Here is a 25,770-nt window from a genome sequence, read left to right as displayed (position 1 = left end):
GCATAGACCTCGCCTTCCGGCAAGGTCTCACTTACAACAAGAGCGGACATGGATCCTTGATCTTGTTGCCCGGCGACCGGATGCGGTTTTGCACGCATCGTAATGACGATCGACCGGCCAGGAAGTTACTCCCCTTTGCACGTAACAAAGTATTACAAGTTATAAAGGGCGTCAATGGAGGTCGAGGGCCCATTTACACTCCTTTACTCCACAGGCTGAGTATCCGCCGGGAAGACCACGCCGGTCTGGCGACGGATTTCGCTAAGCAGTTTTGCCGTAATGCGGCTGACTTCAAGCCCTGGATGAGCGACGTCGTTGGTTTCCACCAGCCGCGCGAACGCTTCCGCTTCATACAGCATAGTATTGATGTGCTGAGGCTGGGTGAGATCCTGCGCTTTTCCGCCGCGTGGAATAAAGGCCACCTTCTGGCATTCGGAGATTTTCTCAATCACCAACGCGCCCTCTTCACCCTGGATTTCGCTAGGGATAGTGGAGTCGCTGACCTTCGAGTGGTGCAGGGTGACATCGAAATCGCCGTAGCTCAGCACCACCGTACCCTGGCCATCAACGCCGCTCGCCAGCAGGCTGGCGCTGGCATGGACCGCTTGCGGTTCGCCCCACAGCGCGACCGCCGAGGCGAGGCAGTAAAAACCGATATCCATAATCGAGCCATTGGAAAAGGCTGGGTTGAAGGTATTTGGATTTTCGCCGTCGAGATAGCGCTGATAACGCGAAGAGTACTGACAGTAGTTGATGAAGGCTTTACGTAATTTGCCCACTTTATCGAGCGCTTCGCGCAGCAGCAGGAAGTTGGGCAGGCTGGCGGTTTTGAAGGCTTCAAACAGCACCACGTTGTTTTCTTTAGCCACGGCAATCGCCGCTTCGACTTCCTGGAGGTTCGATGCCAGCGGCTTTTCGCAAATCACGTGCTTTTTATGGCTCAGGAACAGGCGAGTTTGCGGGAAGTGCAGCGAGTTCGGGCTGGCAATATAGACCGCGTCAACGTCAGGGCTCTGCGCCAGTTCATCGAGCGAGGTAAACAGATGCTCGACCGGGTAGTCATTAGCGAAAGCTTGCGCCTGTTCAAGGCTGCGGGAATAAATCGCGGTGAGTTTAAATTTACCGGTTTCATGGGCGGCATCGACAAACTGCTTAGTAATCCAGTTTGTGCCAACAACTGCGAAACGTATCATAAACGTTGACGAACTCCGTTAAAGGGGACCTTTCGTCACTCTAGCACGCCATGATGACAAAACGAGTGCGCTATCACGCAGAACGGTTTAACGAAAGGTGCGTCAGCCACAGGCGGGTATCGAACTCTAACTGGTGATACTGCGGCTCCATATGACAGCACAGCTGATAGAAGGCTTTGTTGTGATCCTTCTCTTTTAAGTGCGCCAGTTCATGAACCACGATCATGCGCAGAAACGCTTCCGGCGCGTCGCGAAACACCGTCGCTACGCGGATTTCCGCTTTGGCTTTCAGTTTGCCTCCCTGAACGCGGGAAATGGCGGTATGCAGACCAAGCGCGTTCTTCAGCACGTGGATTTTACTGTCGTACATCACCTTATTGATTGGCGCCGCCCCGCGCAGATAGCGGGCCTTCAGATCCTGGGTGTATTGATATAACGCCTTATCACTGTTGACATCATGCCCCTGCGGATAGCGCTTTTGCAGCACCTCGCCGAGACGGTCTTGCTCGATTAAGGTGGTCACCTGCGACAGCAGCGATTCGGGGTAGCCCTGAAGGTAAGGTAGCGTGTTCATGGTGAAAAAAGTTTACTTCTCCGGAGAATTGAGCGATAACACGCGCGAATTTTAGCATTTCGGAGGGGCGATGAGCCAGGTAGAGTTAAACGGTGAGTTATTCACATTAGAGCGGTTCCCACCTAACGCTGAAGAAGAAGCGCTTCAGGCATGGGAAGCGGCGGATGAATATCTGCTGCAACAGGTGAATGACGTCGACGGCCTGACGCTCATCTTCAACGACGGCTTCGGCGCGCTCTCCTGCGCGCTGGCGGAGCGCAACCCGGTCAGCATCAACGATTCCTTTATTTCCGAGCTGGCGACCCGCCACAACCTGCGGATGAACGGTATCGATGAAGAGAGCGTGCGCTTTCAGGATAGCCTGAGCCCGCTGCCGGCCGCGCCGGCGCTGGTGCTGATTAAGGTGCCAAAACAGCTGGCGCTGCTGGAACAGCAACTGCGCGCGCTGCGCGAAGTGGTGACGCCGGAGACCCGCATTATCGCCGCGGCGAAAGCCCGAGATGTGCACAACTCGACGCTGGCGCTGTTTGAAAAAATCCTCGGCACTACCACCACCTCGCTGGCGTGGAAAAAAGCGCGTCTGATCCACTGCGTTTTCACGGCCCCCAAGCTTGCCGATGCGCCGCAAACCTACAGCTGGAAGCTGGACGGTACGCCGTGGACCATCCATAACCACGCCAACGTTTTTGCCCGCAGCGGCCTGGACATCGGCGCGCGTTTCTTCCTTCAGCACTTACCGTCTGATTTAGAAGGCGAGATCGCCGATCTCGGCTGCGGCAATGGGGTGATTGGCCTGCAGGCGCTGGCGCAAAATCCAAACGCCAGCGTGATGTTCACCGATGAGTCGCACATGGCGGTGGCTTCCAGCCGTTTGAACGTCGAGCGCAACCTGCCGGACGATATCGCACGCTGTGAATTCATGGTCAACAATTCGCTTTCCGGCATTGAGCCCGACCGCTTTACGGCGATTCTGTGTAATCCGCCGTTCCATCAGCAACACGCTATTACCGACCATATCGCCTGGCAGATGTTTAACGATGCCCGCCGCAGCCTGAAATATGGCGGCGAACTGTACGTCGTCGGCAACCGCCACCTCGATTACTTCCGTAAGCTGAAGCGCGCTTTTGGTAATTGCACGACGATTGCGACGAACAATAAGTTTGTCATTTTGAAAGCAACGAAGGTGCGTAAGCAGCGCTGATTCTTGTTGTTGTCTCCTGTAGATACTGTTATCGGTTTGCAACGGTTTTGGTCCGGGAAAAACAGTTGTTTTTTATTATTTCAGAGCAGATTGCGCTCCCGATATTTCTTCTGCGTTATGTCTCTCATGGCGCAGGGAGCGCACAGGGGGCGGCCAGTCGCCGCCGCCCCCTGTACCCCCGGGCTCTGGCCGCCAAAATCGCCACTTCGTGGTACCTTCGACTTATCCCTGCAGGCTCCGGGTCGGGCCGAGGCAGCGTCCGTGCAAAACACGGCCCTCAGCCCGCATCCATGCGGGCTGCCCCGGCCTTCCGGGAACGTCTCAGCGATTTTGAGGCCACCAGCACTGGTAGTTTCAGCCAGCGTGGTGAAGACATCAAAGGCAGGTCACAAGGACCGTAGGTCGGGTAAGGCGTTAGCCGCCACCCGACAAAAAAACGACACCGCGGGTAGCCCGGGGAAGGCGCATCGCGCCGCCCCCGGGACACGGCTAAATCGCCAGCGCCAGTTTTGTGCCCTGGGCAATCGCCCGACGCGCATCCAGCTCCGCCGCCACGTCGCAACCGCCGATGAGATGCACCGTTTTCCCCGCCGCGCGCAGCGGATCCGCCAGCTCGCGGCGTGGTTCCTGACCGGCGCAGATCACCACCTGATCGACCGCCAACAGTTGGCGCTCGCCGCCGATAGTGACGTGTAATCCTTCATCATCGATCTTTTCATAGCTGACCGCCGGGATCATTTTCACGCCGCGCGCCAGCAGCGTCGCGCGGTGGATCCAACCGGTGGTCTTGCCGAGCCCTTCGCCCGGTTTGCTGGCTTTGCGCTGTAGCATCACAATCTGTCGCGGGCTTTTACTCAGCTGTGGGCCTTCAGCACTCAGCCCTCCCGCCGTTTGCAGGCTGGTATCGATACCCCATTCGCGGCAGAACTCGCCGATATCCTGGCTGGTGGCCACGCCCGACTGGCTTAAATACATGGCGGTATCGAAGCCGATGCCGCCGCAGCCGATAATCGCCACCTTCGCGCCAACCGGCGCTTTATCACGCAAGACATTAAGGTAGCTCAGCACTTTGGGATGATCGATCCCGTCGATCGCCGGCAGGCGCGGGGCGATACCGGTGGCGAGGATCGTCTCATCGAACGCTAGCAGATCGTCTGTCGTGACGCGGGTGTTCAGGCGTAGATCGACACCATGAAGATCGAGCATGGTGCGGTAGTAACGCAACGTCTCGTGAAACTCCTCTTTGCCGGGGATCTGTTTGGCGATATTAAACTGGCCGCCGATCTCCGGGAGCGCATCGAACAACGTGACATGATGACCGCGGGCGGCGGCGTTAACGGAGAAGGCCAGACCGGCCGGCCCGGCGCCGACCACCGCCAGCCGTTTAGGCGCGTTGGCAGGCAGGACCGGCATCAGGGTTTCATGACAGGCGCGCGGGTTGACCAGACAAGAGGTGACTTTGCCGGCGAAGATCCGATCGAGACACGCCTGGTTGCAACCGATGCAGGTATTGATCTCCCTGGCGCGATCGCGCTGCGCTTTCGACATAAATTCGGCGTCGGCGAGGAACGGGCGGGCCATCGATACCATATCGGCATCGCCGCGGGCGAGAATATCCTCCGCGACCTGCGGATCGTTGATGCGGTTGGTGGTGATCAACGGGATCGACACCGCGCCTTTCAGCTTGCGGGTGACCCAGCTGAAAGCTCCGCGCGGTACCGGCGTGGCGATGGTCGGAATGCGCGCTTCGTGCCAGCCAATCCCGGTGTTGATAATTGTCGCCCCCGCCGCTTCAATCGCTTTGGCCAGTTCGGTGACTTCCGCCAGCGTGCTGCCGTCGTTGACCAGATCGAGCATCGACAGGCGGTAGATGATAATGAAATCGTGGCCGGCGCGCTGGCGTACCGCCTTAACCACCTCTACGGCGAAACGCATGCGCCTGACATAATCGCCGCCCCATTGGTCGTCGCGCTGGTTGGTGCGCGCGGCGAGAAATTCGTTAATCAGATAGCCCTCAGAGCCCATCACTTCGACGCCGTCATATCCCGCTTCACGCGCCAGTTGGGCGCAGTGGGCAAAATCATCGATCAGCGTCAGGATCTCATCGTGGCTCAGTTCATGGGGTGTAAAACGGTTAATCGGCGCCTGTAGCGCCGAAGGGGCCACTAGCGCGGGCTGGTAGCTGTAGCGCCCGGTGTGCAGGATCTGCAGGGCGATTTTGCCGCCTTCCTGATGTACCGCGTCGGTAATATGACGATGGTGCGCCAGATGGCTGGCATCGTTGAGTACCGCGCCGCCGGCCATGGTGACGCCAGAGGGCGCCGGAGCGATGCCGCCGGTGACGATCAGCGCCACGCCGTGACGGGCGCGTTCGGCGTAAAAGGCCGCCAGCCGCTGCGCGCCGTCCGGCAGCTCTTCCAGCCCGCTGTGCATTGAGCCCATCAACACGCGGTTTTTGAGCGTTGTGAAGCCCAGCTCAAGCGGGGCGAAAAGCGACGGATAGCGGCTCATAGTGGCTTCCAATGTAAAATTATTGTTATGTGGTCGGATGAGTTACTAATTTAGCCGTCGCGGAGAAAAAGGGAAAAGGGGAGTGCGGTGATTGTGATGGGATTCAAATAACGGAAATCGTTGTCCCTCACCCCGGCCCTCTCCCAGAGGGAGAGGGGGAAAGGCGGATCGGTACCGGTGGTTAGGGTGACGGGGAAGACGCTACGCGCTGGCGGCGCTCCAGGCCCGGTGCCTGCCACATCGATGTTGTCAGCCCGCTATCGACAAGGCCAAGCTGATCGGCGTACACCGTCTGCCACTTGCTCATCATTTCCTGATACAGCTCGCGATGCTGCGGATTTGGGGTGAACTCGCGGTGCCAGCTCACTAACCGTTCTCCTGTACTGGCCATATCGCCATACAGTCCGGCGCCGGTTCCGGCGGCGATGGCGCAGCCCAGAGCGGTGGCTTCGCGGACCACCGGCACCCGCACCGGCAGGCCGGTGACGTCGCTGAGGATTTGGCTCCACAGCGCGCCTTTAGAGCCGCCGCCGGCAAACACCAGGCTCTCGAATGTCACGCCGGAGAACAGCGAAATCTGCGCCAGGTTGCAGGCGGAGACAATCGCCGCGTTCTCCTCCAGCGCGCGGAACAGGGTCGCTTTGTTGCACTTCTCCGGATCGATGGAGAGGTTAATAAACGACGGCGCGGCGTGGTACCACTGCTTAAAGTGCATAGCGTCGGAAAAAATAGGCATCACGCCATGGGAACCGGCTGGCACGCGGCTGGCCATCTCTTCCAGTAGTGAATAGGCATCAACGCCGAGCCGCTCGGCAATCAGTTTTTCTTCAGCGCAGAAGGCGTCGCGAAACCAGCGCATGGTCAGGCCGGTAAAGAAGCTGATCGATTCCGCCTGCGCCATGCCGGGAATGACATGAGGATTAACACGAATATTCATCTGCGGATCGGTACGCACCTGCGGCAGGTTGACCACCTGCTGCCAGAAGGTGCCGCCGAGTACCGCAGTTTGCCCGGCGCGCACCACCCCAAGGCCCAGGCAGCCGAGCTGGACGTCGCCGCCGCCCATCACCACCGGTGTCCCGGCGCGCAGGCCGCTCTGCTGCGCCGCCGCTTCGGTGACGGCGCCCAGCAGGGTACCGGTCTCTTTGACCGGCGACAGCATATCGGCGCGCAGCCCGGCCATATCCAGCAGCGCCGGACGCCAGTCGCGGCTGAACAGGTCGAGCATGCCGGTGGTGCCGGCGTTTGACGGGTCGACCGCCAGCTCGCCGGATAGCTTCGCCGCCAGCCAGTCGCTGATCATGGTGATGGTTGCCGCTTTGCGGTAGATATCGGGGCGGTGGTGCGCCAGCCACAGCAGGCGCGGCATGGCGCTAAGCGCCAGGGTTTGTCCCGAGACCTCGTATACCTCGGATTCAAAACGATAGTCGTGGATCTCCTTAAGCTCCGCCACTTCGCGGCTGGCGCGGGCATCGACGTTGGCGCAGGCCCAGATGGCCTCGCCGTCGCGGTCATAGAGGACGATCCCTTCGCGCATCGAACAGCAGGCGACGGACTGAATATCGGCGGCAGAGAGCCGGGCGGCATCGAGCGCCTGGCGAATGCACTGGCAGGCCAGCTGCCAGTTGGTGGTAAGGTCGAACTCCATCGAGCCGGGGACGTTATCGACGCTCAGGTGTTTCCATTCGGCCTGGCCTACCGCCAACTGGCGGCCATTAAGATCGAAAATGACCGCCCGAATGCTGCCGGTCCCGGCATCTAACGCTAACAGGTAACTCATGACATGCGCCTCGCTGTTGTCGCGCGGCGCCAGGCCGTCAGGAGGCCAGTGCGAGCACCGCGCGTGCTGTTGTCTCTTCCGTTACCAGGCCATTAATGCGCTTGCCAATCAGAGCGGCATGAATCGCCTGCGCTTTTTGTTCTCCCCCGGCGACGCCGACGATGGTTGGCAGCTGCGCCAGCTCATCAAGGGTTACGCCGAGCAGTTCCCGATGGATCTCCAGTCCTTCTACCGGCCGGCCGTCGGCCTGCAGGAAATAACCTAAAATGTCGCCGACCGCGCCTTTGCGCGCGTACATCAGCTGTTCGCCCTCGCTGATATAGCCGGAGCGTAAAATGGTGGCGTCGCGCCGCTGATCGATGGCGCCAATGCCAACCACCGCCGCGTCCGCCGCCGTCGCCGCCAGCATCACGTCGCGCACGCTCGACTCGCGGCGCAGGATCTCGGCGACCTCCGCCGAAGAGACCCGCAGCGGCGCCGGAATAATGCTGACGCTGCAGGCGGCATCAAGCTGGCCGATGCCGGTCATATAGGGGCCGACGCCGCCGGAGAGGGTCACCAGCCGCACCTGCTGCGAGCCGATAAAGCCGCTGAGATGCTGCAGGCAGCTCATGGTGGCTTCGCCGAAACCGACTGCCAATAATTGCCCCGGTTGCAGAATGCCCATCAGCGACTGCGCCGCGCCGATACCCAGCCGGGTATTCATCGGCGGGGTGTTGAGCGCCGGCAGCACGCGGGCAATCTTGAGGCCAAAACGCTGCTGGAGTTCACTTTCCAGCGCCAGACAGCCCTCATAGCGCGAGTTGATCTGCACGCGGATCACCCCGGACTGGCGGCCTTTCTCCAGCAGGCGAGAAATCTTCAGCCGCGGCAGCCCCAAACGCTCGCCGATGTCATTTTGCGTCAGGCCGTCGTGGTAGTAGCACCACGCCACCCGCGCCACCAGCTCTTCCTCGGCTAACGCCAGCCCGGCGTAGCGGTTCTCTTCCGTAATGCGTTTTTCGCTCATAAATTGAACTCTTATAAAAATTTAGATCATATGTTCGCTATTGCGTGATCGGAAAGTGTGAGCCGACTGGCAAAACGGATCTTTCATCGCTGGCCCATTTTTTCCTGATGATCTAAAGCACCAAAGTGTGATCTTCGCACGGTTGTAAATATAGTTCACCGTCTACGCTTTTGAACATTATTAAATTTAAAAATCATTTGTTCAATCGAGGCGCGATGATGAAGCCACTGCTTGAAGCTCGCCAGATTTGCAAACAGTTCTCCGGCGTTGCGGTGCTCAAGGGCATTGATTTCACGCTAGGCGCGGGCCAGGTGCATGCGCTGATGGGCGGCAACGGCGCGGGTAAATCGACGCTGATGAAGATCATCGCCGGCGTCGAAACGCCGGATAGCGGTGAACTGACGATCGGCGAACGCGCGTTTGCGCGCCTCAATCCAGCGCTGGCTCATCAGTTAGGCATCTATTTGGTGCCGCAGGAGCCGATGCTGTTTCCCAACCTCAGCGTGCGCGAGAACATTCTTTTCCGCCTGCCGAAGCGGGCGGATACCGTCGCGCGGTTGCAGGACAAACTGCAGCAGTTGAACTGCCAGATCAACCTCGACGCCAGCGCCAGCACGCTCGAGGTAGCCGATCAACAGATGGTCGAGATCCTGCGCGGGCTGATGCGCGAGGCCAGGATCCTGATCCTGGATGAACCCACCGCCTCTTTAACGCCGGGTGAAACCGAGAGGCTCTTTAGCCAGATCCGCGCGTTACAGGCGCTGGACGTTGGGATCGTCTTTATCTCACACAAATTGCCCGAAATCCGCCAGCTTGCCAGCCATATTTCGGTGATGCGCGACGGCGCGGTGGTGCTGAGCGGCGAGACCTCGGCATACCGCGATGAGCAACTGATTAACGCGATGACGCCGGTCAGCCGCGATCATGCGCTGAGCGACACGCAAAAGCTGTGGCTCTCGCTACCGGGCAACCGCCGTACTCAACCGCAGGACTTTCCCGTGCTGCGGGTGGAAGATCTTACCGGCGAAGGCTTTATCGATCTCAATCTGGAGATCCGCGCCGGAGAGATCGTCGGTCTGGCCGGGTTGGTGGGATCCGGGCGCACCGAATTTGCTGAAACCTTATACGGCCTGCGTACACCGCGCGCCGGGCGAATCTGGCTGGAGAACCGCGAGATTAGCCGCGACAGCACCCGCGCCAGGTTGGCCAGCGGGCTGGTCTATCTGCCGGAAGACCGCCAGGTCTCGGGGCTGTTTCTCGATGCGCCGGTGCGCTGGAACACGGTGATGTTCAATCAGCCGTCGTGGTGGCAGCAGGGGAAACGGGAGGCGGCGGTGGTTGAACGCTATCACCGGGCACTGGGGATCAAGCTGGCCGATGGCGATCAGCCGGTGTGCACTCTCTCTGGCGGTAACCAGCAGAAGGTGCTGCTGGCGCGCTGTCTGGAAGCTAATCCGTTACTGCTGATTGTCGATGAGCCGACGCGCGGCGTGGATGTCTCCGCCCGCGCCGATATCTATCAACTGCTAAAAAGCGTTGCCGCGCAAAACGTGGCGGTGCTGATGATCTCTTCCGATGTGGATGAGTTCGTCGGCCTTGCCGACCGGGTGCTGGTGATGCATCAGGGCCGCTACAGCGGCGAGCTGGCGCGGCAGGCGGTGACCGTGGATCGCATGATGACCCTGGCCTTCGGAGGACAGGCATGAAAACGTTACTGAAGAATCGCGAACTGAGCGCCTTCTTTGCCATCGTGGCGCTCTTTGTCGTGCTGGTGGCGCTCAATCCAGCCTATTTCAGCCTGCAGACCCTGGCGATGATTTTCGCCAGCTCGCAGATCCTCTGCCTGCTGGCATTGGGCGCGACGCTGGTGATGCTGACCCGCAATATTGACGTGTCGGTAGGTTCGACCGTTGGGCTGTGCGCCATCGCCGTCGGCGTGGCGCTGAACAACGGTTACGGGCTGGCGACGGCTATCGCCTTCGCGCTGGCGATTGGCGCGCTGGCCGGAGCTTTTAACGGCCTGCTGGTAGTGGGACTGCGCATTCCGGCGATCGTCGCGACGCTCGGTACGCTGGGGTTGTATCGCGGGGTGATGTTGCTGTGGACCGGTGGTAAATGGATCGAAGGCTTGCCCGACAGCCTGAAATCGCTCTCGGAGCCCGCGTTTATCGGCGTGTCGCCGCTGGGCTGGCTGGTGCTGGCGCTGCTGCTGGCAGGCGGCTGGCTGCTGTCGCGCACCGCATTCGGTCGTGATTTTTACGCCGTTGGCGATAACCTCGCCGCCGCGCGCCAGCTGGGCGTGGCGGTCAACCGCACGCGGATGCTGGCCTTTACTCTCAACGGTATGCTGGCGGCCTGCGCCGGGATCGTCTTCGCCGCGCAGATTGGTTTTGTGCCTAATCAGACCGGCAGCGGCCTGGAGATGAAAGCCATCGCCGCCTGCGTGCTGGGCGGGATCTCGCTGCTCGGCGGCACCGGCACGCTGCTTGGCGCGTTTCTCGGCGCCTTTTTCCTCACCCAAATTGACACCGTACTGGTGCTGTTCCGCCTTCCCGCCTGGTGGAATGACTTTATCGCCGGCCTGGTGCTGCTCGGTGTGCTGGTGCTCGATGGCCGCCTGCGTCAGGCGCTGGCCCGCCATCAGCGGGCGCTGAAGTACAGCCGTTTTCAGCCAGGTAACAAAGGAAGCAAACAGGTTGCCCGCTTTCCCGAACGCAAAAGCAAAGAGGTGGCTTAAATGAAGCTGAAGCTTAACTGGGAAAGCGCGCTGCTGGCGTTGCTGATCGCGGAAATCCTGCTATTCGGCACCTTGAATCCGCGCATGCTGGATATCAATATGCTGCTCTTTAGCACCAGCGACTTTATCTGCATCGGCATCGTCGCGCTGCCGCTGACGCTGGTGATCATCAGCGGCGGGATCGATATTTCGTTGGGCTCGACCATCGGCCTGTGCGCCATCGCCCTCGGGGTGATGACCCAGGCGGGCTGGCCGCTGTGGCTCGCGGTATCGCTGACGTTGCTCTTGGGGCTGCTGTGCGGGTTATTCAACGCCGCGCTGATTCACTACACCGGCATCAGCCCGCTGGTGATCACGCTTGGTACGCTATATCTGTACGGCGGCGGCGCGCTGTTGCTTTCCGGGATGGCCGGCGCGACCGGTTACGAGGGGATTGGCGGTTTTCCCGATAGCTTCACCGCCTTCGCCAATTTAACCCTCGCCGGACTGCCGCTGCCGCTGGTGCTATTCGCGATTATCACCTTTTTCTTCTGGCTACTGGCCCATCGCGGGCGCTTTGGCCGCCACCTCTTTTTGCTCGGGCAAAACCCGCGCGCCGCGCGCTATGCCGCGCTGTCGGTGAACGGCATCCCGTACGTGCTGTATGGCCTGGTTGGCGTCGCCTCGGCGGTCGCGGCGCTGGTGATGGTCTCCTATTTCGGCTCGGCGCGTTCGGATTTAGGCCGCGACCTGCTGATGCCGGCGCTGACCGCGGCGGTGCTCGGCGGGGCCAATATTTACGGCGGCTCGGGATCGATACTAGGTACCGCGCTGGCGGCATTGCTGGTGGGGTATCTGCAACAGGGTTTACAGATGGTCGGCATCCCCAACCAGGTGTCGAGCGCGCTGTCAGGGGCGCTGTTGGTTGTGGTGGTGATGGGGCGTTCGCTGAGCCTGCACCGTGAATGGGTGCGCGCGACCTGGCGGCGTCTTTTCTCGCATAAAACAATCGGAGCATAAAATGAAATTAAAACTGATCGTGCTGGCGCTGGCGATGAGCGTAGTCACCGCACAGGCGGCGGACCGCATCGCCTTTATTCCTAAGCTGGTCGGCGTCGGCTTCTTTACCAGCGGCGGCAACGGCGCGAAAGAGGCGGGGAAAGCGCTGGGCGTGGATGTCACCTATGACGGTCCCACCGAGCCCAGCGTCTCCGGCCAGGTGCAGCTTATCAACAACTTCGTCAACCAGGGCTACAACGCGATTATCGTCTCCGCCGTCTCGCCGGACGGCCTGTGTCCGGCGCTGAAGCGGGCGATGCAGCGCGGGGTGAAAGTCCTGACCTGGGATTCCGATACCAAGCCGGAGTGCCGCAGCATCTATATCAACCAGGGCACGCCGCAGCAGCTCGGCGGCCTGCTGGTCGAGATGGCGGAAAAGCAGGTCAGCAAACCTGCCGCCAAAGTCGCGTTTTTCTACTCCAGCCCGACGGTGACCGACCAGAACCAGTGGGTGAAGGAAGCCAAAGCCAAAATCGAAAAAGAGCATCCGCAGTGGCAAATCGTCACCACCCAGTTTGGCTATAACGATGCCACCAAATCGCTGCAAACCGCCGAGGGGATCTTAAAAGCGTATCCGGATCTCGACGCCATTATCGCGCCGGATGCCAATGCGCTGCCGGCGGCGGCGCAGGCGGCGGAGAACCTCAAGCGTCAGGGCGTGGCGATCGTCGGCTTTAGTACACCGAACGTGATGCGCCCGTACGTTGAGCGCGGCACGGTGAAAGCGTTCGGCCTGTGGGATGTGGTTCAGCAGGGCAAAATTGCGGTTAACGTCGCCGATCGATTGTTGAAAAAGGGCGATCTTAACGTCGGCGACAGCGTTGAGGTGAAAGATATCGGCTCGCTGAAGGTCGAACCGAATAGCGTGCAGGGCTACCAATATGAAGCGAAGGGCAACGGTATCGTGCTGCTGCCGGAGCGCGTGGTGTTCAGCAAAGAGAATATCAACAACTACGACTTCTGACGGAGGATGAGATGGCTGATTTAGACGACATCAAAGAGGGTAAGGACTTCGGTATCGACCGCCCGCAGCAGAACACGCTGTATACCCTGAAAGGCTGCGGCTCGCTGGATTGGGGCATGCAGTCGCGGCTGGCGCGCATCTTTAATCCGCACAGCAACCGCACGGTGATGCTGGCCTTCGATCACGGCTACTTCCAGGGGCCAACGACCGGGCTTGAGCGTATCGACCTGTCGATTGCGCCGCTGTTTGCCGACACCGATGTGCTGATGTGCACCCGCGGCGTACTGCGCAGCCAGGTACCGGCGGCCACCAATAAGCCGGTGGTGCTGCGCGCCTCCGGCGGCAATTCGATTTTGAGCGAACTCTCTAACGAATGCGTGGCGGTGGCGATGGAAGACGCGCTTCGTCTCAACGTTTGCGCGGTGGCGGCGCAGGTCTATATCGGCAGCGAATACGAACATCAGTCGATCAATAACATCATCAAACTGGTGGATGCCGGCAATCGCTACGGTATGCCGGTACTGGCGGTTACCGGCGTCGGCAAAGAGATGACCCGCGACGCGCGCTACTTCTCGCTGGCCAGCCGGATTGCCGCCGAAATGGGGGCGCAGTTTGTGAAGACCTATTTCGTTGAGGAAGGCTTTGAAAAAGTGACCGCCAGCTGTCCGGTGCCGATCGTCATCGCCGGCGGTAAAAAACTGCCGGAGCATGAGGCGCTGGAGATGTGCTGGCGGGCGATCGACCAGGGGGCGTCCGGGGTGGATATGGGGCGCAATATCTTCCAGTCCAGCGCCCCGCGCGCGATGCTGAAGGCGGTGAAAAAGGTGGTGCATGAGAATCTGAACGCGCGCGAAGCGTATCAGTTCTGGCAGGAAGAGAAACAGGGAGAGCTGAAATGAATGTGACGCTGGTGGAGATCAATATTAAACCCGAGCGGGTGGATGAGTTTCTTGAGGTGTTTCGCGCCAACCACGAAGGCGCGCTGCAGGAGCCGGGCAACCTGCGCTTTGATGTCCTGCAGGATCCCGAGGTGAAAACCCGCTTTTTTATCTACGAAGCCTATAAAGACGATGAGGCGGTGCTGGCGCATAAGAAGACGCCGCACTATTTAGCCTGCGTCGAAAAGCTGGAGGAGATGATGTCGCAGCCGCGGCAGAAGCGCAGCTTTATCGGCCTGTTACCGCAGGTGTGAGGTTCCCTCTCCCCTGTGGGGAGAGGGTTAGGGGAAAACGCTACGGCTTACGGAAAAACTCGTTATACAACATATATAAATGCGCCGCGCTCCACGAGAAGTTGGGCGCCCCCTGCTGGGCGCCGGTCAGCGGATTGTAGTTCTCCTGAATAGGGCCATCGGCGGTTAAGCCTTTGGCGTGCTGGAAGAAGGCGTCCGCCAGCTTCAGCGCCTCATCGCGATGACCGTAGCGCTCCATTCCCTTCAGGCCGAACCAGAACTGATCCACCCACACCCGTCCGCGCCAGTAAATATCGGCGCCAAAGGCCGGGTTGGTCAGCGCGGCGGTACCCAGCGGCACAAAGGTGTTGAACTCTTTCGGGTCGAGCATCACCGAAACCACATCGTCAGCATGTTGCTGCGTCGCCGCACCGTTAAACAGCGGCGACCAGCCTTCCGGCCCTTTGCCGCGCTCGACGATCGGTTTACCGGCGCAGCCGTTGGCCTGCGGTTGTTCTTCGATACGAATGTCGTAATAGAAGCGAGTCTGTGGGTCGAACATGCAGGTATTGATATAATCCGCCAGCTTCGCCGCCAGCGCCTGATAGCGCTTTGCCTCTTCCGCTTTGCCAAGAATGGTCGCCATCTGCGCCAGATAGTGGTTATCGCTGTACATATAGCTGGCCTGATCGACCGATTCCTGGAGCAGCGAATACCCCAGCAGGTTGCCGTCACGGTCGCGGTTTTCGGCGAATTTCACCGTCCAGTCGCTGCGTTTGCCGCCGTTGGCGACGTATTTATCCAGCTGTTCTTTATCGATAAAACCAAATACCGCCGCATCGTCGCGCCCGGACTCCCACGACGCCGCTACCTGCGCCGGAATTTCGAGGCTGTCGTAATCGCCTTTGGCCGTCACCTGTTCGTAGGCGCGAAGGCCGGAAAGTGTCTGCTCGGTTTGCCCTTTTTTCACCGTGAACAGCATGGCACCGTCGGCGGTGTTGTGCGCCTTATCGCGGGTCGCGCCATATTCCGGCACGCCGTTACCGTTATGGTCGCGGTTGCGTAGCCACCAGTCGTGATAGGCCACCAGCTTCGGATACATCTCTTCCAGCCACGCTTTATCTTTGGTGACGTTATACACCTCCATCACCGACCAGGCCGCGAGGCTTGGCTTGGTGTTGCGTTCGTTCCAGTTGCCGCCGTCGCCGCCGCGCTCGGGGCTCAGGTTCCAGGCAATCAGGTCGGGCACAAATCCGGCATCCTGCGGGCGCACCTTATCATTGGCTTTAATCTGCCAGGAGAAGACGGCGCGGATATTCTCTTTGGCGATATCCGGGTTGAAGTGGGCCATGGCGTAGGCCTGTTTCCAGGTATCCCACGGCCAGGTCTGGTTGCCGGAGAACCAGCGGCCGGTCACGGATGGGGTGACGGTATGGTAATGCACCGCGCCGCCCGGCGCGCGCCAGTTGCCGTTGAGCGTCTCAATGGCTTTCACCGCCACGCGGGTTTGTTCTGCGGTAGCGTCGGGGTTGCTGAGCCCCTTTTGCAGATAGCCGTCCCAGCGCTGTTCGGAGGCGGTGAGATAGTAAGCCGGGCGCGCCAGAATATCGCGGATCTGCGCTTTTTCCCGCCGCGCTTGCTCCGCGGTGAGCAGGTGCGAATAGGTGGTGTAGAGGGTGGTGGAGCCGCGGATCTCCGCGCTGCTGGTGAAGCTGTGACCGTCGATACGGGTCTCGGTTGCCAGCGAACGGTGGATCTGATACTGCGATTCGCCGGAGGTCATCAGGTCGGAGGCGGCGCGAACCTTGCCAAAGCTGAGCGTCAGGCCGTCGGGTGTGGCGATCAGACGGCGCTGATAGTCCGGGAAGGCTTCATCAATGGTTTTGTCCGATAGCGCTTTACCCTCTTTGGCGGCCAGTTTTTCCAGCAGTTCGCCATCCCACACCAGCTTCAGCGGAGTGTTGCTGGTGATTTTGGTCTCCAGCAGTGAAGTGTGGGCGCTGGCGAAGCGCAGCGTCATCTCCACCTTCACGCCGGGGGCGGTCAGCGTTTGTTTCAGCGCGCCCGGCAGGCTCCAGGCCTGCAGGGTGAAATCGACCTTTTTGCCGTTCTGATACACCGTCAGGCGATCGAAGTTGGTGGCCATAAAGTTGATGTACTCTTCGGTCAGCAGCGCCGGGCCGGGGAAGCCGCCCATGGTCGCCGGGCCGTCGGGCAGCAGGTGGCCGTGCCACGCCCCGAGGTCGAAAAAGGGGTTGAAGCGCTGGTGGTCATCGGCGTCGAAATCCTGCATATACTGCGGCGCGCCGCTGCGGTCGATGACGTTTTTAAACGCCTGCGCGGTGACGGCATGGGCGGAAAAACTCAGCATCAGCGCGCAGGCCAGCGGCGTCAGCGTAGTGGTGAAGTTCATGGTATCTCGGCTCCTTGTTACCAGTAGAAGTATTGCATCAGGAAAATTTTGTCGCTCGGGTCGCCGCTGGCGTTGCTGGTATAGAAACGGCTGTCGGCGGCGGTGGCGAAACGCCCGCCGCCGTATTCGTACCAGATGCCAAATTGCATAAACGCGGTGGTTTCATCAGCGGCGTGGTCCGGGCGGTGTTTGGCGTAGCTGTATGCGGTGGAGAAGTAGAGCCCGCTTAAGGCTTCATACATGGCGCTGGCCATAAAGCCGGTTTCGCTGCCGGGGACATCCAGCCCTTTGGCGCGGCCGGTATGGTGCCAGGCGCGGAAGGCCAGATTGGGCGACAGAACGCCGGTCAGGAATAGCTGCCCGGTGCCGTCGGTCACTTCAAGGCCGTTCATCCAGGTGACATCTTTGACGATGTCGTACTGCACGTAGCCGTTGATCATCGCCGGATAGGTGTACTTATCGTCATAGCGATCGTATTTGCCGAAGTGCAGCCAGGCCTTGCTTTCATCGTGATGCCCGGCCGGCGTGGCGGTGACGCTATAGCGGAAATCGCCGCTGCGGTTTTGTACCTTCAGCGCGTACATGATGTCGCGGGTATTGGGGATCACGTAACCCAGATCGGGGGTAAAGTCGCCCCACCACTGCAGGTCGTCCAGCGACGAATCCTGGCGCAGGCTGAGCATGATCTCGGTGTTGTTATCGGTTTTATAGCCGCCATAGAGGCGGTTAAGGCCGCCTTCCACGCCGCCCCAGCTGTGGCCCGGCGTCCAGGCATTGCCCTGGCTATCGGCCTGTACCGTCCAGGCTTCGCCGTAGATCAGCCCGAACCAGTGGCCGTTTTTGACCTCCAGCCCGCCCTCGATATAGGTGCCATCGCTGTATTTATGTTTGTCCTCGCCTTCTAAATCCATGTATCCGCCAACCCCCAACTCGCCGTAAAAGCGATAGGAGGTGGTGGTTAATTCCGGCGTTTTGGTATCGTCGTGCTCGGCCGGATGGACAGTCTCAGCGGCCGCCGCAGGGGCGCAAAAAGCCAGGGCAACGAGTGCCCCGTATAAGTAAGAGTTAGTTTTCATTTTTTTAAGGTATTTAAGAGGTATGGGAAGCCGGAGCCGCTTCTATTTGTTGTTGTTCCTGGGTTAATCCTTTGACGTATCTGCTGTATTTCCACCACGCGAAGCCAAGGAAAATCACGATCCCGCCGACGTTGTAGAAAATGATGGTCAGGATGTTGCCACCGGTTGGGAAGGTTGAGGCGACGAAACCGATGGCGAAAATCACAATCAGCATGGATACCACCACGATGCCGGTAGTACGCGAGCCCATGCGGAAATCGCGCGGCAGATGGTCGAGCTTGCGGCGCAGGTTGAGGTAGGCCAGCATGATGAACAGCGGCGGCAGCATGGAAGCGGCGGCGGTCATGTTGATGATGGTGTTCATCAGATCCTGCACGGTGTTGGATCCCAGCGTCGGGATAATCATCAGCGGAATGACGATCAGATACTGGATCCAGGCCGCGCGCGCCGGGACGCCGTTCTCATTGAGCTCGACGGTTTTTTTACCAAAGATGCCGGAAGGGATTTCCGAGAAGAAAATTTTAACCGGGGTGGCGGTCCACATCAGCAGCGAGCCAAACATCGCGGTAAACGAAACGAGGCCGACGAAGCGGTTCATCAGAATTTCCGGCAGGCCAAAGTAAGCCGCCAGGCCGTGGAACACCTGCACCGATCCGCCGGTAAACTTCAGCTCTTTGCTGCTGACGAAGACGTTGATCAGCACGGAGGAGATCGAGTACAGCACGCCGATGAAGATCCCGGCGAGGATGATCACTTTGACGAAGGATTTCGAGCCGCCTTTCACATCGTTGACGTACACCGCCACCGATTCCGCGCCGCCCGCCGCCATAAAGATCCACGTGGTAATACCGAGGAACGCCCAGTTGAAGTTAGGGATCATCGCCTCGACGGTGATCGGATCCGCTGGCTGCACGCCGCCCACCAGCGCGGTACCGGCCAGCAGAATATAAGAGAGCGTCAGCAGCAGCATCAGCGATGAGGTGACGGAGGTGATAGGCCCCAGCATTTTCGCGCCGTTGGTGGAGATCCAGGTGGAGAAAGCGAACAGCGCCATGCTCAACACGGTGGTGGCGAACGGCGTCAGAATGTATTCGTAGCCGAGGAAGGCGTAAGAGGCATAGGCGATCACGCGCGGCAGCAGCGAGGTGAAGAAAAACAGGTTTACGAACCAGTAGGTATAGGCGGTGATAAACGCCCAACGGCCGCCAAGCGAACTCTTCACCCAGGCGTAAACCCCGGCCTCGGAGTTTTTATTCAGCGACACGAACTCGGCGATAATCAGGCAAAACGGAATGAAGTAGAACAGGGTAGCGAGGAAGAACATCGGCGCCGACGCCAGCCCCAGTTCGATATTGTTGTTGATGACGTTATTGAAACTGTAAACGGCGGCAAAGGTCAGCGATAACAGGCCGAACTTGCCGATGGTATTACGTTTAGTATCAGACATAACACATCTCCACACATTGTCCTTCAGAGGGTCGCTGAAGGGGGTTGTGTTGTTTGTAGGGTAGAGGTAGTTAAGAATTAATGTCGATTTTAGTAAAAGTTTTAGTAAATAGAAGTAAAGAAACCGAATAGCTTTAACTCGATCACGAAAAAGGTTGAGTAATACGTAATCAGGCGAGGGATAAAAAAATCCCGCCAGCCGCCGAGGGGCTGACGGGACGACAGGAACGTTATTTACCGGCGGCGGCAGCGTTAACCGGCGCCGCGGCGCGCAGACGTTGCTGCTTTTTTTCAAAGCGGGTGATCCACCACCACGCCAGGCCGGAGAAGACCGCGGTCATAAAGACGTTGATAAAGAAAGCGTTAACCAGATCGACACCCGGCGGGAAGGCGGAAGCGGTCATGCTAACCACGAAAATCACTATCAGCATCGATACCACGCTCATGCCCACTTTCCTCGAGCCCATACGGAAGTCGCGCGGCGTGTCATCGTGTTTCCAGCGGAAGACGAAGTAGGCGGCCATGATGAACAGCGGCGGCAGCATGGCGGTGCCGGCGGTGAGATTAATGGCGGTGTTCATCATCTGCTGCACGCTGGCGGAACCGAAGCCGTTAACAATCAACATCAGGAAGACGAACAGGAACTGCCACCAGGCGGCGCGTACCGGCACGCCGTGGGCGTTCAGCTCGGTGGTTTTCTGGCCGTAGATACCTTTCGGGATTTCCGAGAAGTGGATTTTGACCGGCGCGGCGGTCCACATCATCATGCTGCCGAAGATGGCGATAAACAGAATGATGCCGACGAAGCGGCCCATCAGCGCTTCAGAAATGTGGAAGTAGGCGCCGAGACCGGTAAAGATTTCCACCATTCCGCCGGCGTAGGTCAGGTTTTCACGGGCAACAAAGACGTTAACCAGCAGCGAACCTAAGGCATACATACCGCCAATCAGCACCCCCGCGGTGATGATGACTTTAATAAAGGATTTCTGCCCGCCCTTGGTGTCGTTGAGGTAGGCGGCAACGGTTTCCGCGCCGCCAGCGGCCTGGAAAATCCAGCACATGATACCGAGCGTCGCCCAGTTGATGGTCGGCTCCATCACCGCCAGGGTAATCGGCTGCGCCGGGACGTGACCGGAACCCAGTGCGGTCAGCGCGCCGACGACGTAAATCGCGAACAAAGCGAACACGCCGTAGGCCACGCATTCGGAAATTTTACCCAGCCAGGTCGCCCCCTTGGTGGATATATGGGTGGCCATGGCGAACAGCACGATGGAGCTAAGCGAGGTCACCATCGGCGAGAAGGGGATCGCGTACCCGGTGATCGCGTATGAGGCGTAGGCCACTACGTTCGGCAACAGCGAGAGGAAAAAGAACAGGTTCACAAACCAGTAGAGGAAGGAACCAAGATAGGCGGCGCGGGTACCCAGCGGCTGCTTCAGCCACGCGTACATCCCGGATTCGGAGTGTTTATTGGCCGAGACGAATTCGGCGATGATAAACACGAACGGGATAAAGTAAACGATAGTGGCGAATAAGAAGATAGGCGCGGAACTGAGACCTAACTCGATGTTATTATTGACGATATTTCGCACGTTAAAGACGGCGGTAAAGGCCATCGATAGCAGCGCGAACTTGCCGATTTTGGCACGTACAGACTCGGACATACGTCCTCCAATCATTCATCTACCCGTCTTAGCGGGCTGGAACCGAAAGGCCAACGGGCGTACCCGTTGACCTCCCTTGTCGCTTAACGCGGGTTTACTTATTGAGGAAGTATCCGTCTTCAACCGTGACTCGCAGCACCACTTTTTTTACCGGCGCATCGCAGATAAAGCGGTAGGCTTCGTCGATATCGCAAATCACCATCTGCCCTTCGTGAACCTTCACCGTTTCACCGATCCCTTTCAGGTATTCGCGATCGGTTTCGTCGCGGTAGCAGGCCACGGTTTGCAGATTTTCTTTGGCGGCAAACTCGATTTTCTGCTGACCTTGCAGGTAATAGTGAACCTCAAAGTAGCGGCGGTTGCCGACAAATAGCGCATCGGTCGTACTATCGGTTTCCACCCGATAGGAGAGCGAATCGCCAATGGAATGCGCCACGCCCGGGCGGATGTTGTTGATGTTATTGATGGCTTCCACGCAGCGCTGCCATTTGCGGCCGCTATGATAAACCTGCTTAAACTGTTCTAAATTATCGAGAATTCTCATTGTTCAGCCTCGCTGTGTGCAACGGGGGAAAAGAAACCGGCGCCGAAGCTATGGTTCGCCAGTACCTGCGAGGTGCCGCATCCGCCCTCCAGCGGCAGCAGCGTAAAGCCATAGTTAAAGGTGTTGAGCCAGACGCGCCAGCTATCCAGCACTTCGCTGCCCCAGGAGTTGGAGCCGAGGCCGAGCAGTTGTGCATCGATATTCAGGGTGATGTCATCGCTGCGCTGCAGTTCGTTGCAGTGCTGGGCGGCGTGCAGGTTTTCTGCCGTAAAGTGCCATGCGCTGACGTTGAGCGGATTGCGCGGAACGACCAGCAGACCGCTGCCGTGGCGGTCGCTGAACGATGCCCAGCGCACGTGCTGACGATTAGCGTTGTTCTGCGGGAATGGATAATTGACGAACATATCGTCGACGGTGGTATGCCAGATATCAATGATGTTGCTTTGCTGGCTGTCGGCGTAGTTCTCGCCCGGCCCGCGGCCATAGTAGTTCACCTGGTCGAACTCACCGTTAATGCCCAGCATAAAGCCGATGCACGGGACAATGTGTGGATAGTCGCCGTAGCGCTCGCCGGCCAACTCAACGTTGATGTGGCCCTGCGGGGTAATCTGCCAGCGATAGGTACAGCGCATACCGAAGTCGAACACCGGCGGCGCAATCACGCTGCGGGTGGTGATCACCACCGTTTCGCCCTCTATTTCAGCGCTGAATTCGCGCAGATGCTCCTGCATTATCTGCAGGTGGGCCGGCTGCCACAGTCCTTCGTATTCCTGTTTATGGTTATCAATCATGGGCTTGAAGAAGTTAATCTTCGGCTCGCGGGTTACCTGGTCGACGCCGTTGACCTGCCATTCGCTCAGTTTGCCGCTAACCTTGCTGAACACCACGCGGAAGTTATGGCCGCAGATGGTGTAGCTGAGGTGTTCATCGACAATCTGCAGCGGCGTGGCGCTGGCGTTTAACAGCGGGGTTCGCGCGGCGGTTCGCGCTTTAAGTGGGAACTGATAGACGGCGATATCGTGATTGGCTTCGCTATACGGAGTGCGCGAATCTTTGGTCACCATGATGTTGACGAAAGCTTCACGTTCGTCGAGCTGCGGCAGGACGATTTGCAGGTCGCGGCCGCTGTTCGGCGCCAGGTTTTTCACTTTCAGCAACTGACTCGAGAGCGTTTCGCCTTCGGCGCGCACTTCAACGCGCAGGGTGTAGTCATCGAGAGTGGAGAACCACAGTTTGTTTTCCACCCGCAGTTCGCCGCGGCAGATATCCCGTGCCTGTACTTTCACCGGGGCGATGACCTGCTTGTATTCGCGCAGGCCCGGCCCCGGCGTCTGGTCGGAGAAAATCAGACCATCGAGACAGAAGTTGTAGTTGTTCGGGTAGTCGCCATAATCGCCGCCGAATTTGTACCACACCGCGCCGTTATCGTCGCTGGCCTGAATCCCGTGGTCGCACCATTCCCACACGTAGTGGCCCTGGATGCAGTCATGCTGGTAGAAGACGTTCTGGTATTCGGTTAATCCGCCGGGACCGTTGCCCATCGCATGGGCGTACTCACAGATAATGCGTGGTTTTTCATGCGGATGCTCGCCAAATTCGTTCATCAGCGGCACGCGGGTGTACATGGTGGAGATGATATCCACCACCTCGGCGTCGCGATCCTCTTCGTAGTGCACCAGCCGGGTATCATCCAGCGCTTTGGTGGCGTGGTACATGGCGCGGATGTTGCAGCCATAGCCGGATTCGTTACCCAGCGACCAGATGACGATCGACGGATGGTTTTTCTGCGCGTGCACGTGGCGCACGATGCGCTCAACGTAGATGTGTTCCCAGGCCGGGTCGTCGGTGATGGCGCTGAGGTTGCCGACGTTGGCGAAACCGTGGGATTCCACATCGGTTTCCGCCATCACGAACAATCCGTAGATATCGCACATTTCATAGAAACGCGGGTCGTTCGGATAGTGAGCGGTGCGCACCGAGTTGATGTTGTGCTGCTTCATCAACAGCAGATCTTTTTCCACGCGATCCATGCCGACCGCGCGGCCTTTCAGATGGTCGTTATCGTGGCGGTTCACGCCGTGCAGCATCACGTAGCGGTTATTAATATAAAACAGGCCGTCACGCACTTTGATATCGCGGAAACCGACGCGCTGCGGGATGATTTCCAGCACCTCGCCGGCGGCGTTTTTTAACGTCAGCACCAGATGATAGAGATACGGGCTTTCCGCCGACCACTGCTGCGGCGCGCTCACATCAATTGTGAAGCCGGTGTTTAGCTGCTGGCTGACCTGCAGTTGACCGACGTTGCCCGAATAAAGCGCCTTTTCGCCGTCGAACAGGGTATATTCCAGCGTCGCCGCCGCCGTCTGCGGAGCCAGGTTTTCCAGCGTCAGCTGGCAGGAGAGGGTCGCGTCGATGTAGTCATCGTTAAAATCGGTGCGCACGGTGAAGTCCTGTACGTGCAGCGGATTTTTCCCCACCAGATAGACGTCGCGGAAAATGCCCGCTGACCACCACATGTCCTGATCTTCAATATAGGTGGAGTCCGCCCACTGCATCACGCGCACACACAGCAGGTTGTCGCCGGTTTTCACCGCCGCGCTGATATCGAACTCGGCGGTCAGGCGGCTGCCTTTGCTAAAGCCGATGTACTGGCCGTTAACGTAGACTTCGAAATAGGTTTCGACGCCATCGAATTTAATGATGGTTTGTTTGCCCTGCCAGCCGTCGCCGAGGGTGAACAGGCGCTGGTAGGCGCCGGTTGGGTTATCGGTCGGGACATAGGGCACGTCGATGGGGAAGGGGAAACCTTCGTCGGTGTACTGCAGCTGGCCGTGGCCTTCCATCTGCCACATGCCCGGTACGGTAATCGGCCCCCACTCGTACTGATAGCATGAGGTAAAGCTCTCCGGTACCAGCAACGGGTTGGTGAAGAAGCGAAAGTTCCACTGCCCGCTGAGGGACAGGAAGCGGCTGCTGGTTTCGCGGGCGAAGGTCCGCGCCTGGGCCAGTGAGTCGTAAGAGAAGAAATACGCCCGCGGCGGCAGCCTGTTTTCATGAGTGAGTTGAAGGTTTTCCCAGCGATTCATATCGCCTCCCTGAACGGCTTAATAAGATAAAACTCATTTTAGTAAAACTTTTACTAAATAAAATCGCCAGGGATGATTTACTTTAACTCGATCACAAAATGAACCGCTTTGTGTCGGGTAGCGGCTTCGCCTTACCCGACCTACAGAATGGCGTTCCGGGCAGGACCGGTAGCCCGGCCAAGCGCAGCGCCGCCGGGATGTGGTTGGATTAACGGGTGGTGCCGCGCAGCTTCAACACGCTAGGAACAAAAACGTTAAGCGGCAGGGCGCGGCCATCGCGGGCCTTCTCGATCAGCAGGTTCACCCCCTGGCTGCCCATCATTTCGGAGTGGATCCGCACCGTCGACAGCGGCGGGAAGGTAAAGCGCGCGGTGGGGATATCGTTGACGCTAATCAGCGAAATATCTTCCGGGATCGCCAGCCCGCGTTCGTGGATGGCGCGCAGCACGCCGATGGCGATGGAGTCCGAGGCGACAAACAGCGCCCGCGGAAACTCCGCTTGCGCCAGCATCTGCTTCGCCAGCTCGTAACCGGACGAGCTGGAAAAACCGCCGCGCCAGATATCATCGGCTGAAACTACGCCCTTCAACTGACCGTACTCCACAAACGCCACTTCGCGAATATCGGCCTTGCCGGGCTGGTCCTGGCCGCCGATAAATCCAATGCGCGACGCGCCCTGCTGGATAAAGAAGTCGACCACCTCTTTGGCGATACGTACCAGGTCGATATCCACCGCATCGTACGGACTGCCGGCTTCGTGAAAATCAATAAAGCAGATATTGTCGGTCAGCGCGCTGGCGGTCTCGCGCAGCTCGCGCGTCGGCTGGCCGATAATCAATACGCCGGTGACCTTTTTCAGCTCGGGCAGGGTGTTATTGAGATAGCAGTTGGTGAGCTCGATGGCGAGCTTTTCGCACTGGGTTTCAATACCGTGGCGAATGGCGAGATAGTAAGGGTCGTTAATTTCCAGCTCTTGCTGGTAGCTATACAGCGCCAGGATATGATGATGGCCGACGGGAAGGACCTGCGTTTTACGCGCGCTGCTGCTTTTATATTCAAGCTTCTCCGCAATTTCGAGAATGCGATGCTTGGTCTCTTCTTTCACGTTCAGGGTGGGATCGTCGTTTAACACCCGGGAAACCGTCGCCAGCGAAACACCCGCTTCGGTCGCAATGTCTTTTAGCGTTGCCATCTTTTTCCTTTATCGGACGTTGCCCATGTTTGCCCATCTATTGTAAAGCAAGCGTCGCGTCCTGCACCTTATTTCAGTAAAAAACGCCTGCGCGCGAGGGCTGTTTTCCCCGGTGATAGCGTGACAGAAGTAGCATTATTATCAGCATTATGCAGATGAACAGCAAAA

At 58.7% G+C, this 25,770-nt stretch carries 19 protein-coding genes; 7 read left to right on the top strand and 12 right to left on the bottom strand.

What is annotated here, in order from left to right; genetic code table 11:
• Nucleotides 1-203: 203 nt before the first annotated feature.
• Both AC2CGP_RS13595 and AC2CGP_RS13590 read right to left on the bottom strand, forming a co-directional pair.
• A complete protein-coding gene (locus AC2CGP_RS13595; protein WP_047740283.1) occupies nt 204-1,193 on the bottom strand; it encodes a Gfo/Idh/MocA family protein in 990 nt (329 codons plus the stop codon).
• Nucleotides 1,194-1,266: 73 nt separating this feature from the next.
• On the bottom strand, nt 1,267-1,767 hold the full coding sequence (locus tag AC2CGP_RS13590) for a M48 metallopeptidase family protein (protein WP_015369584.1): 501 nt from the start codon (nt 1,765-1,767) through the stop codon (nt 1,267-1,269).
• A gap of 70 nt (nt 1,768-1,837) precedes the next feature.
• Between AC2CGP_RS13590 and rlmG the strand changes: the two genes are divergently transcribed.
• Nucleotides 1,838-2,968, top strand: coding sequence for a 23S rRNA (guanine(1835)-N(2))-methyltransferase RlmG (rlmG, locus tag AC2CGP_RS13585; protein ID WP_015369585.1), 1,131 nt, complete (start codon nt 1,838-1,840; stop codon nt 2,966-2,968).
• A gap of 489 nt (nt 2,969-3,457) precedes the next feature.
• Here the strand turns inward: rlmG and AC2CGP_RS13580 are convergent, their stop codons facing one another.
• The 3 genes from AC2CGP_RS13580 to lsrR all read right to left on the bottom strand — a co-directional run bounded on the left by AC2CGP_RS13580 (nt 3,458) and on the right by lsrR (nt 8,268).
• Nucleotides 3,458-5,479 carry an NADPH-dependent 2,4-dienoyl-CoA reductase gene (locus tag AC2CGP_RS13580; protein WP_213759545.1) on the bottom strand — a complete coding sequence of 674 codons (2,022 nt, stop codon included), beginning with the start codon at nt 5,477-5,479 and terminating at the stop codon, nt 3,458-3,460.
• A gap of 181 nt (nt 5,480-5,660) precedes the next feature.
• Nucleotides 5,661-7,259, bottom strand: coding sequence for an autoinducer-2 kinase (gene lsrK / locus AC2CGP_RS13575; RefSeq protein WP_049032869.1), 1,599 nt, complete (start codon nt 7,257-7,259; stop codon nt 5,661-5,663).
• Between the two features lie 37 nt (nt 7,260-7,296).
• Nucleotides 7,297-8,268: a transcriptional regulator LsrR gene (gene lsrR, locus AC2CGP_RS13570; RefSeq protein WP_004174223.1), complete on the bottom strand. Its 972-nt coding sequence runs from the start codon at nt 8,266-8,268 to the stop codon at nt 7,297-7,299.
• 218 nt (nt 8,269-8,486) lie between these two features.
• Between lsrR and lsrA the strand changes: the two genes are divergently transcribed.
• The 6 genes from lsrA to lsrG are packed head-to-tail and all read left to right on the top strand — an operon-like array spanning nt 8,487 to nt 14,199.
• Nucleotides 8,487-9,974 (top strand): autoinducer 2 ABC transporter ATP-binding protein LsrA, encoded by a 1,488-nt coding sequence (gene lsrA / locus AC2CGP_RS13565; protein WP_484502360.1) that lies wholly within the window; start codon nt 8,487-8,489, stop codon nt 9,972-9,974.
• A complete protein-coding gene (gene lsrC, locus AC2CGP_RS13560; protein WP_012967197.1) occupies nt 9,971-11,005 on the top strand; it encodes an autoinducer 2 ABC transporter permease LsrC in 1,035 nt (344 codons plus the stop codon). The genes lsrA and lsrC overlap by 4 nt, the downstream gene beginning before the upstream one ends.
• Nucleotides 11,006-12,004, top strand: coding sequence for an autoinducer 2 ABC transporter permease LsrD (lsrD, locus tag AC2CGP_RS13555; protein WP_015703557.1), 999 nt, complete (start codon nt 11,006-11,008; stop codon nt 12,002-12,004). It abuts the gene before it with no gap.
• Nucleotide 12,005: 1 nt separating this feature from the next.
• Nucleotides 12,006-13,007, top strand: a complete 1,002-nt coding sequence (lsrB, locus tag AC2CGP_RS13550) for an autoinducer 2 ABC transporter substrate-binding protein LsrB (protein ID WP_004144833.1) — start codon at nt 12,006-12,008, stop codon at nt 13,005-13,007.
• A gap of 11 nt (nt 13,008-13,018) precedes the next feature.
• Nucleotides 13,019-13,906 carry a 3-hydroxy-5-phosphonooxypentane-2,4-dione thiolase gene (lsrF, locus tag AC2CGP_RS13545; RefSeq protein WP_002917724.1) on the top strand — a complete coding sequence of 296 codons (888 nt, stop codon included), beginning with the start codon at nt 13,019-13,021 and terminating at the stop codon, nt 13,904-13,906.
• Nucleotides 13,903-14,199: a (4S)-4-hydroxy-5-phosphonooxypentane-2,3-dione isomerase gene (lsrG, locus tag AC2CGP_RS13540; protein ID WP_002917723.1), complete on the top strand. Its 297-nt coding sequence runs from the start codon at nt 13,903-13,905 to the stop codon at nt 14,197-14,199. The genes lsrF and lsrG overlap by 4 nt, the downstream gene beginning before the upstream one ends.
• Before the next feature lie 40 nt (nt 14,200-14,239).
• Here lsrG and ygjK read toward each other — a convergent pair whose 3' ends face one another.
• The 7 genes from ygjK to ebgR all read right to left on the bottom strand — a co-directional run bounded on the left by ygjK (nt 14,240) and on the right by ebgR (nt 25,602).
• Entirely contained in the window at nt 14,240-16,591 is a 2,352-nt protein-coding gene (gene ygjK, locus AC2CGP_RS13535) for an alpha-glucosidase (protein ID WP_213759546.1), read from the bottom strand.
• A 17-nt stretch (nt 16,592-16,608) separates the two neighbouring features.
• The gene (ygjJ, locus tag AC2CGP_RS13530; RefSeq protein WP_020317097.1) at nt 16,609-17,667 is read right to left on the bottom strand and encodes a protein YgjJ; all 1,059 of its coding nucleotides are present in this window, start codon (nt 17,665-17,667) and stop codon (nt 16,609-16,611) included.
• 13 nt (nt 17,668-17,680) lie between these two features.
• Entirely contained in the window at nt 17,681-19,114 is a 1,434-nt protein-coding gene (locus AC2CGP_RS13525) for an amino acid permease (RefSeq protein WP_015369594.1), read from the bottom strand.
• 229 nt (nt 19,115-19,343) lie between these two features.
• Nucleotides 19,344-20,777, bottom strand: a complete 1,434-nt coding sequence (locus AC2CGP_RS13520; RefSeq protein ID WP_484502359.1) for an amino acid permease — start codon at nt 20,775-20,777, stop codon at nt 19,344-19,346.
• A gap of 94 nt (nt 20,778-20,871) precedes the next feature.
• Complete coding sequence (locus AC2CGP_RS13515; protein ID WP_047079807.1) at nt 20,872-21,321, bottom strand: beta-galactosidase subunit beta; 450 nt, start codon at nt 21,319-21,321, stop codon at nt 20,872-20,874.
• On the bottom strand, nt 21,318-24,410 hold the full coding sequence (ebgA, locus tag AC2CGP_RS13510; RefSeq protein ID WP_047069260.1) for a beta-galactosidase subunit alpha: 3,093 nt from the start codon (nt 24,408-24,410) through the stop codon (nt 21,318-21,320). The genes AC2CGP_RS13515 and ebgA overlap by 4 nt, the downstream gene beginning before the upstream one ends.
• A 208-nt stretch (nt 24,411-24,618) precedes the next feature.
• Entirely contained in the window at nt 24,619-25,602 is a 984-nt protein-coding gene (gene ebgR, locus AC2CGP_RS13505; RefSeq protein WP_009485173.1) for a transcriptional regulator EbgR, read from the bottom strand.
• Nucleotides 25,603-25,770: the final 168 nt, after the last annotated feature.

Source organism: Klebsiella sp. SYXHC3 (assembly GCF_057196925.1).
The sequence above is the reverse complement of the archived record's forward strand: the minus strand, read 5'-3'. Positions and strand labels throughout refer to the sequence as shown.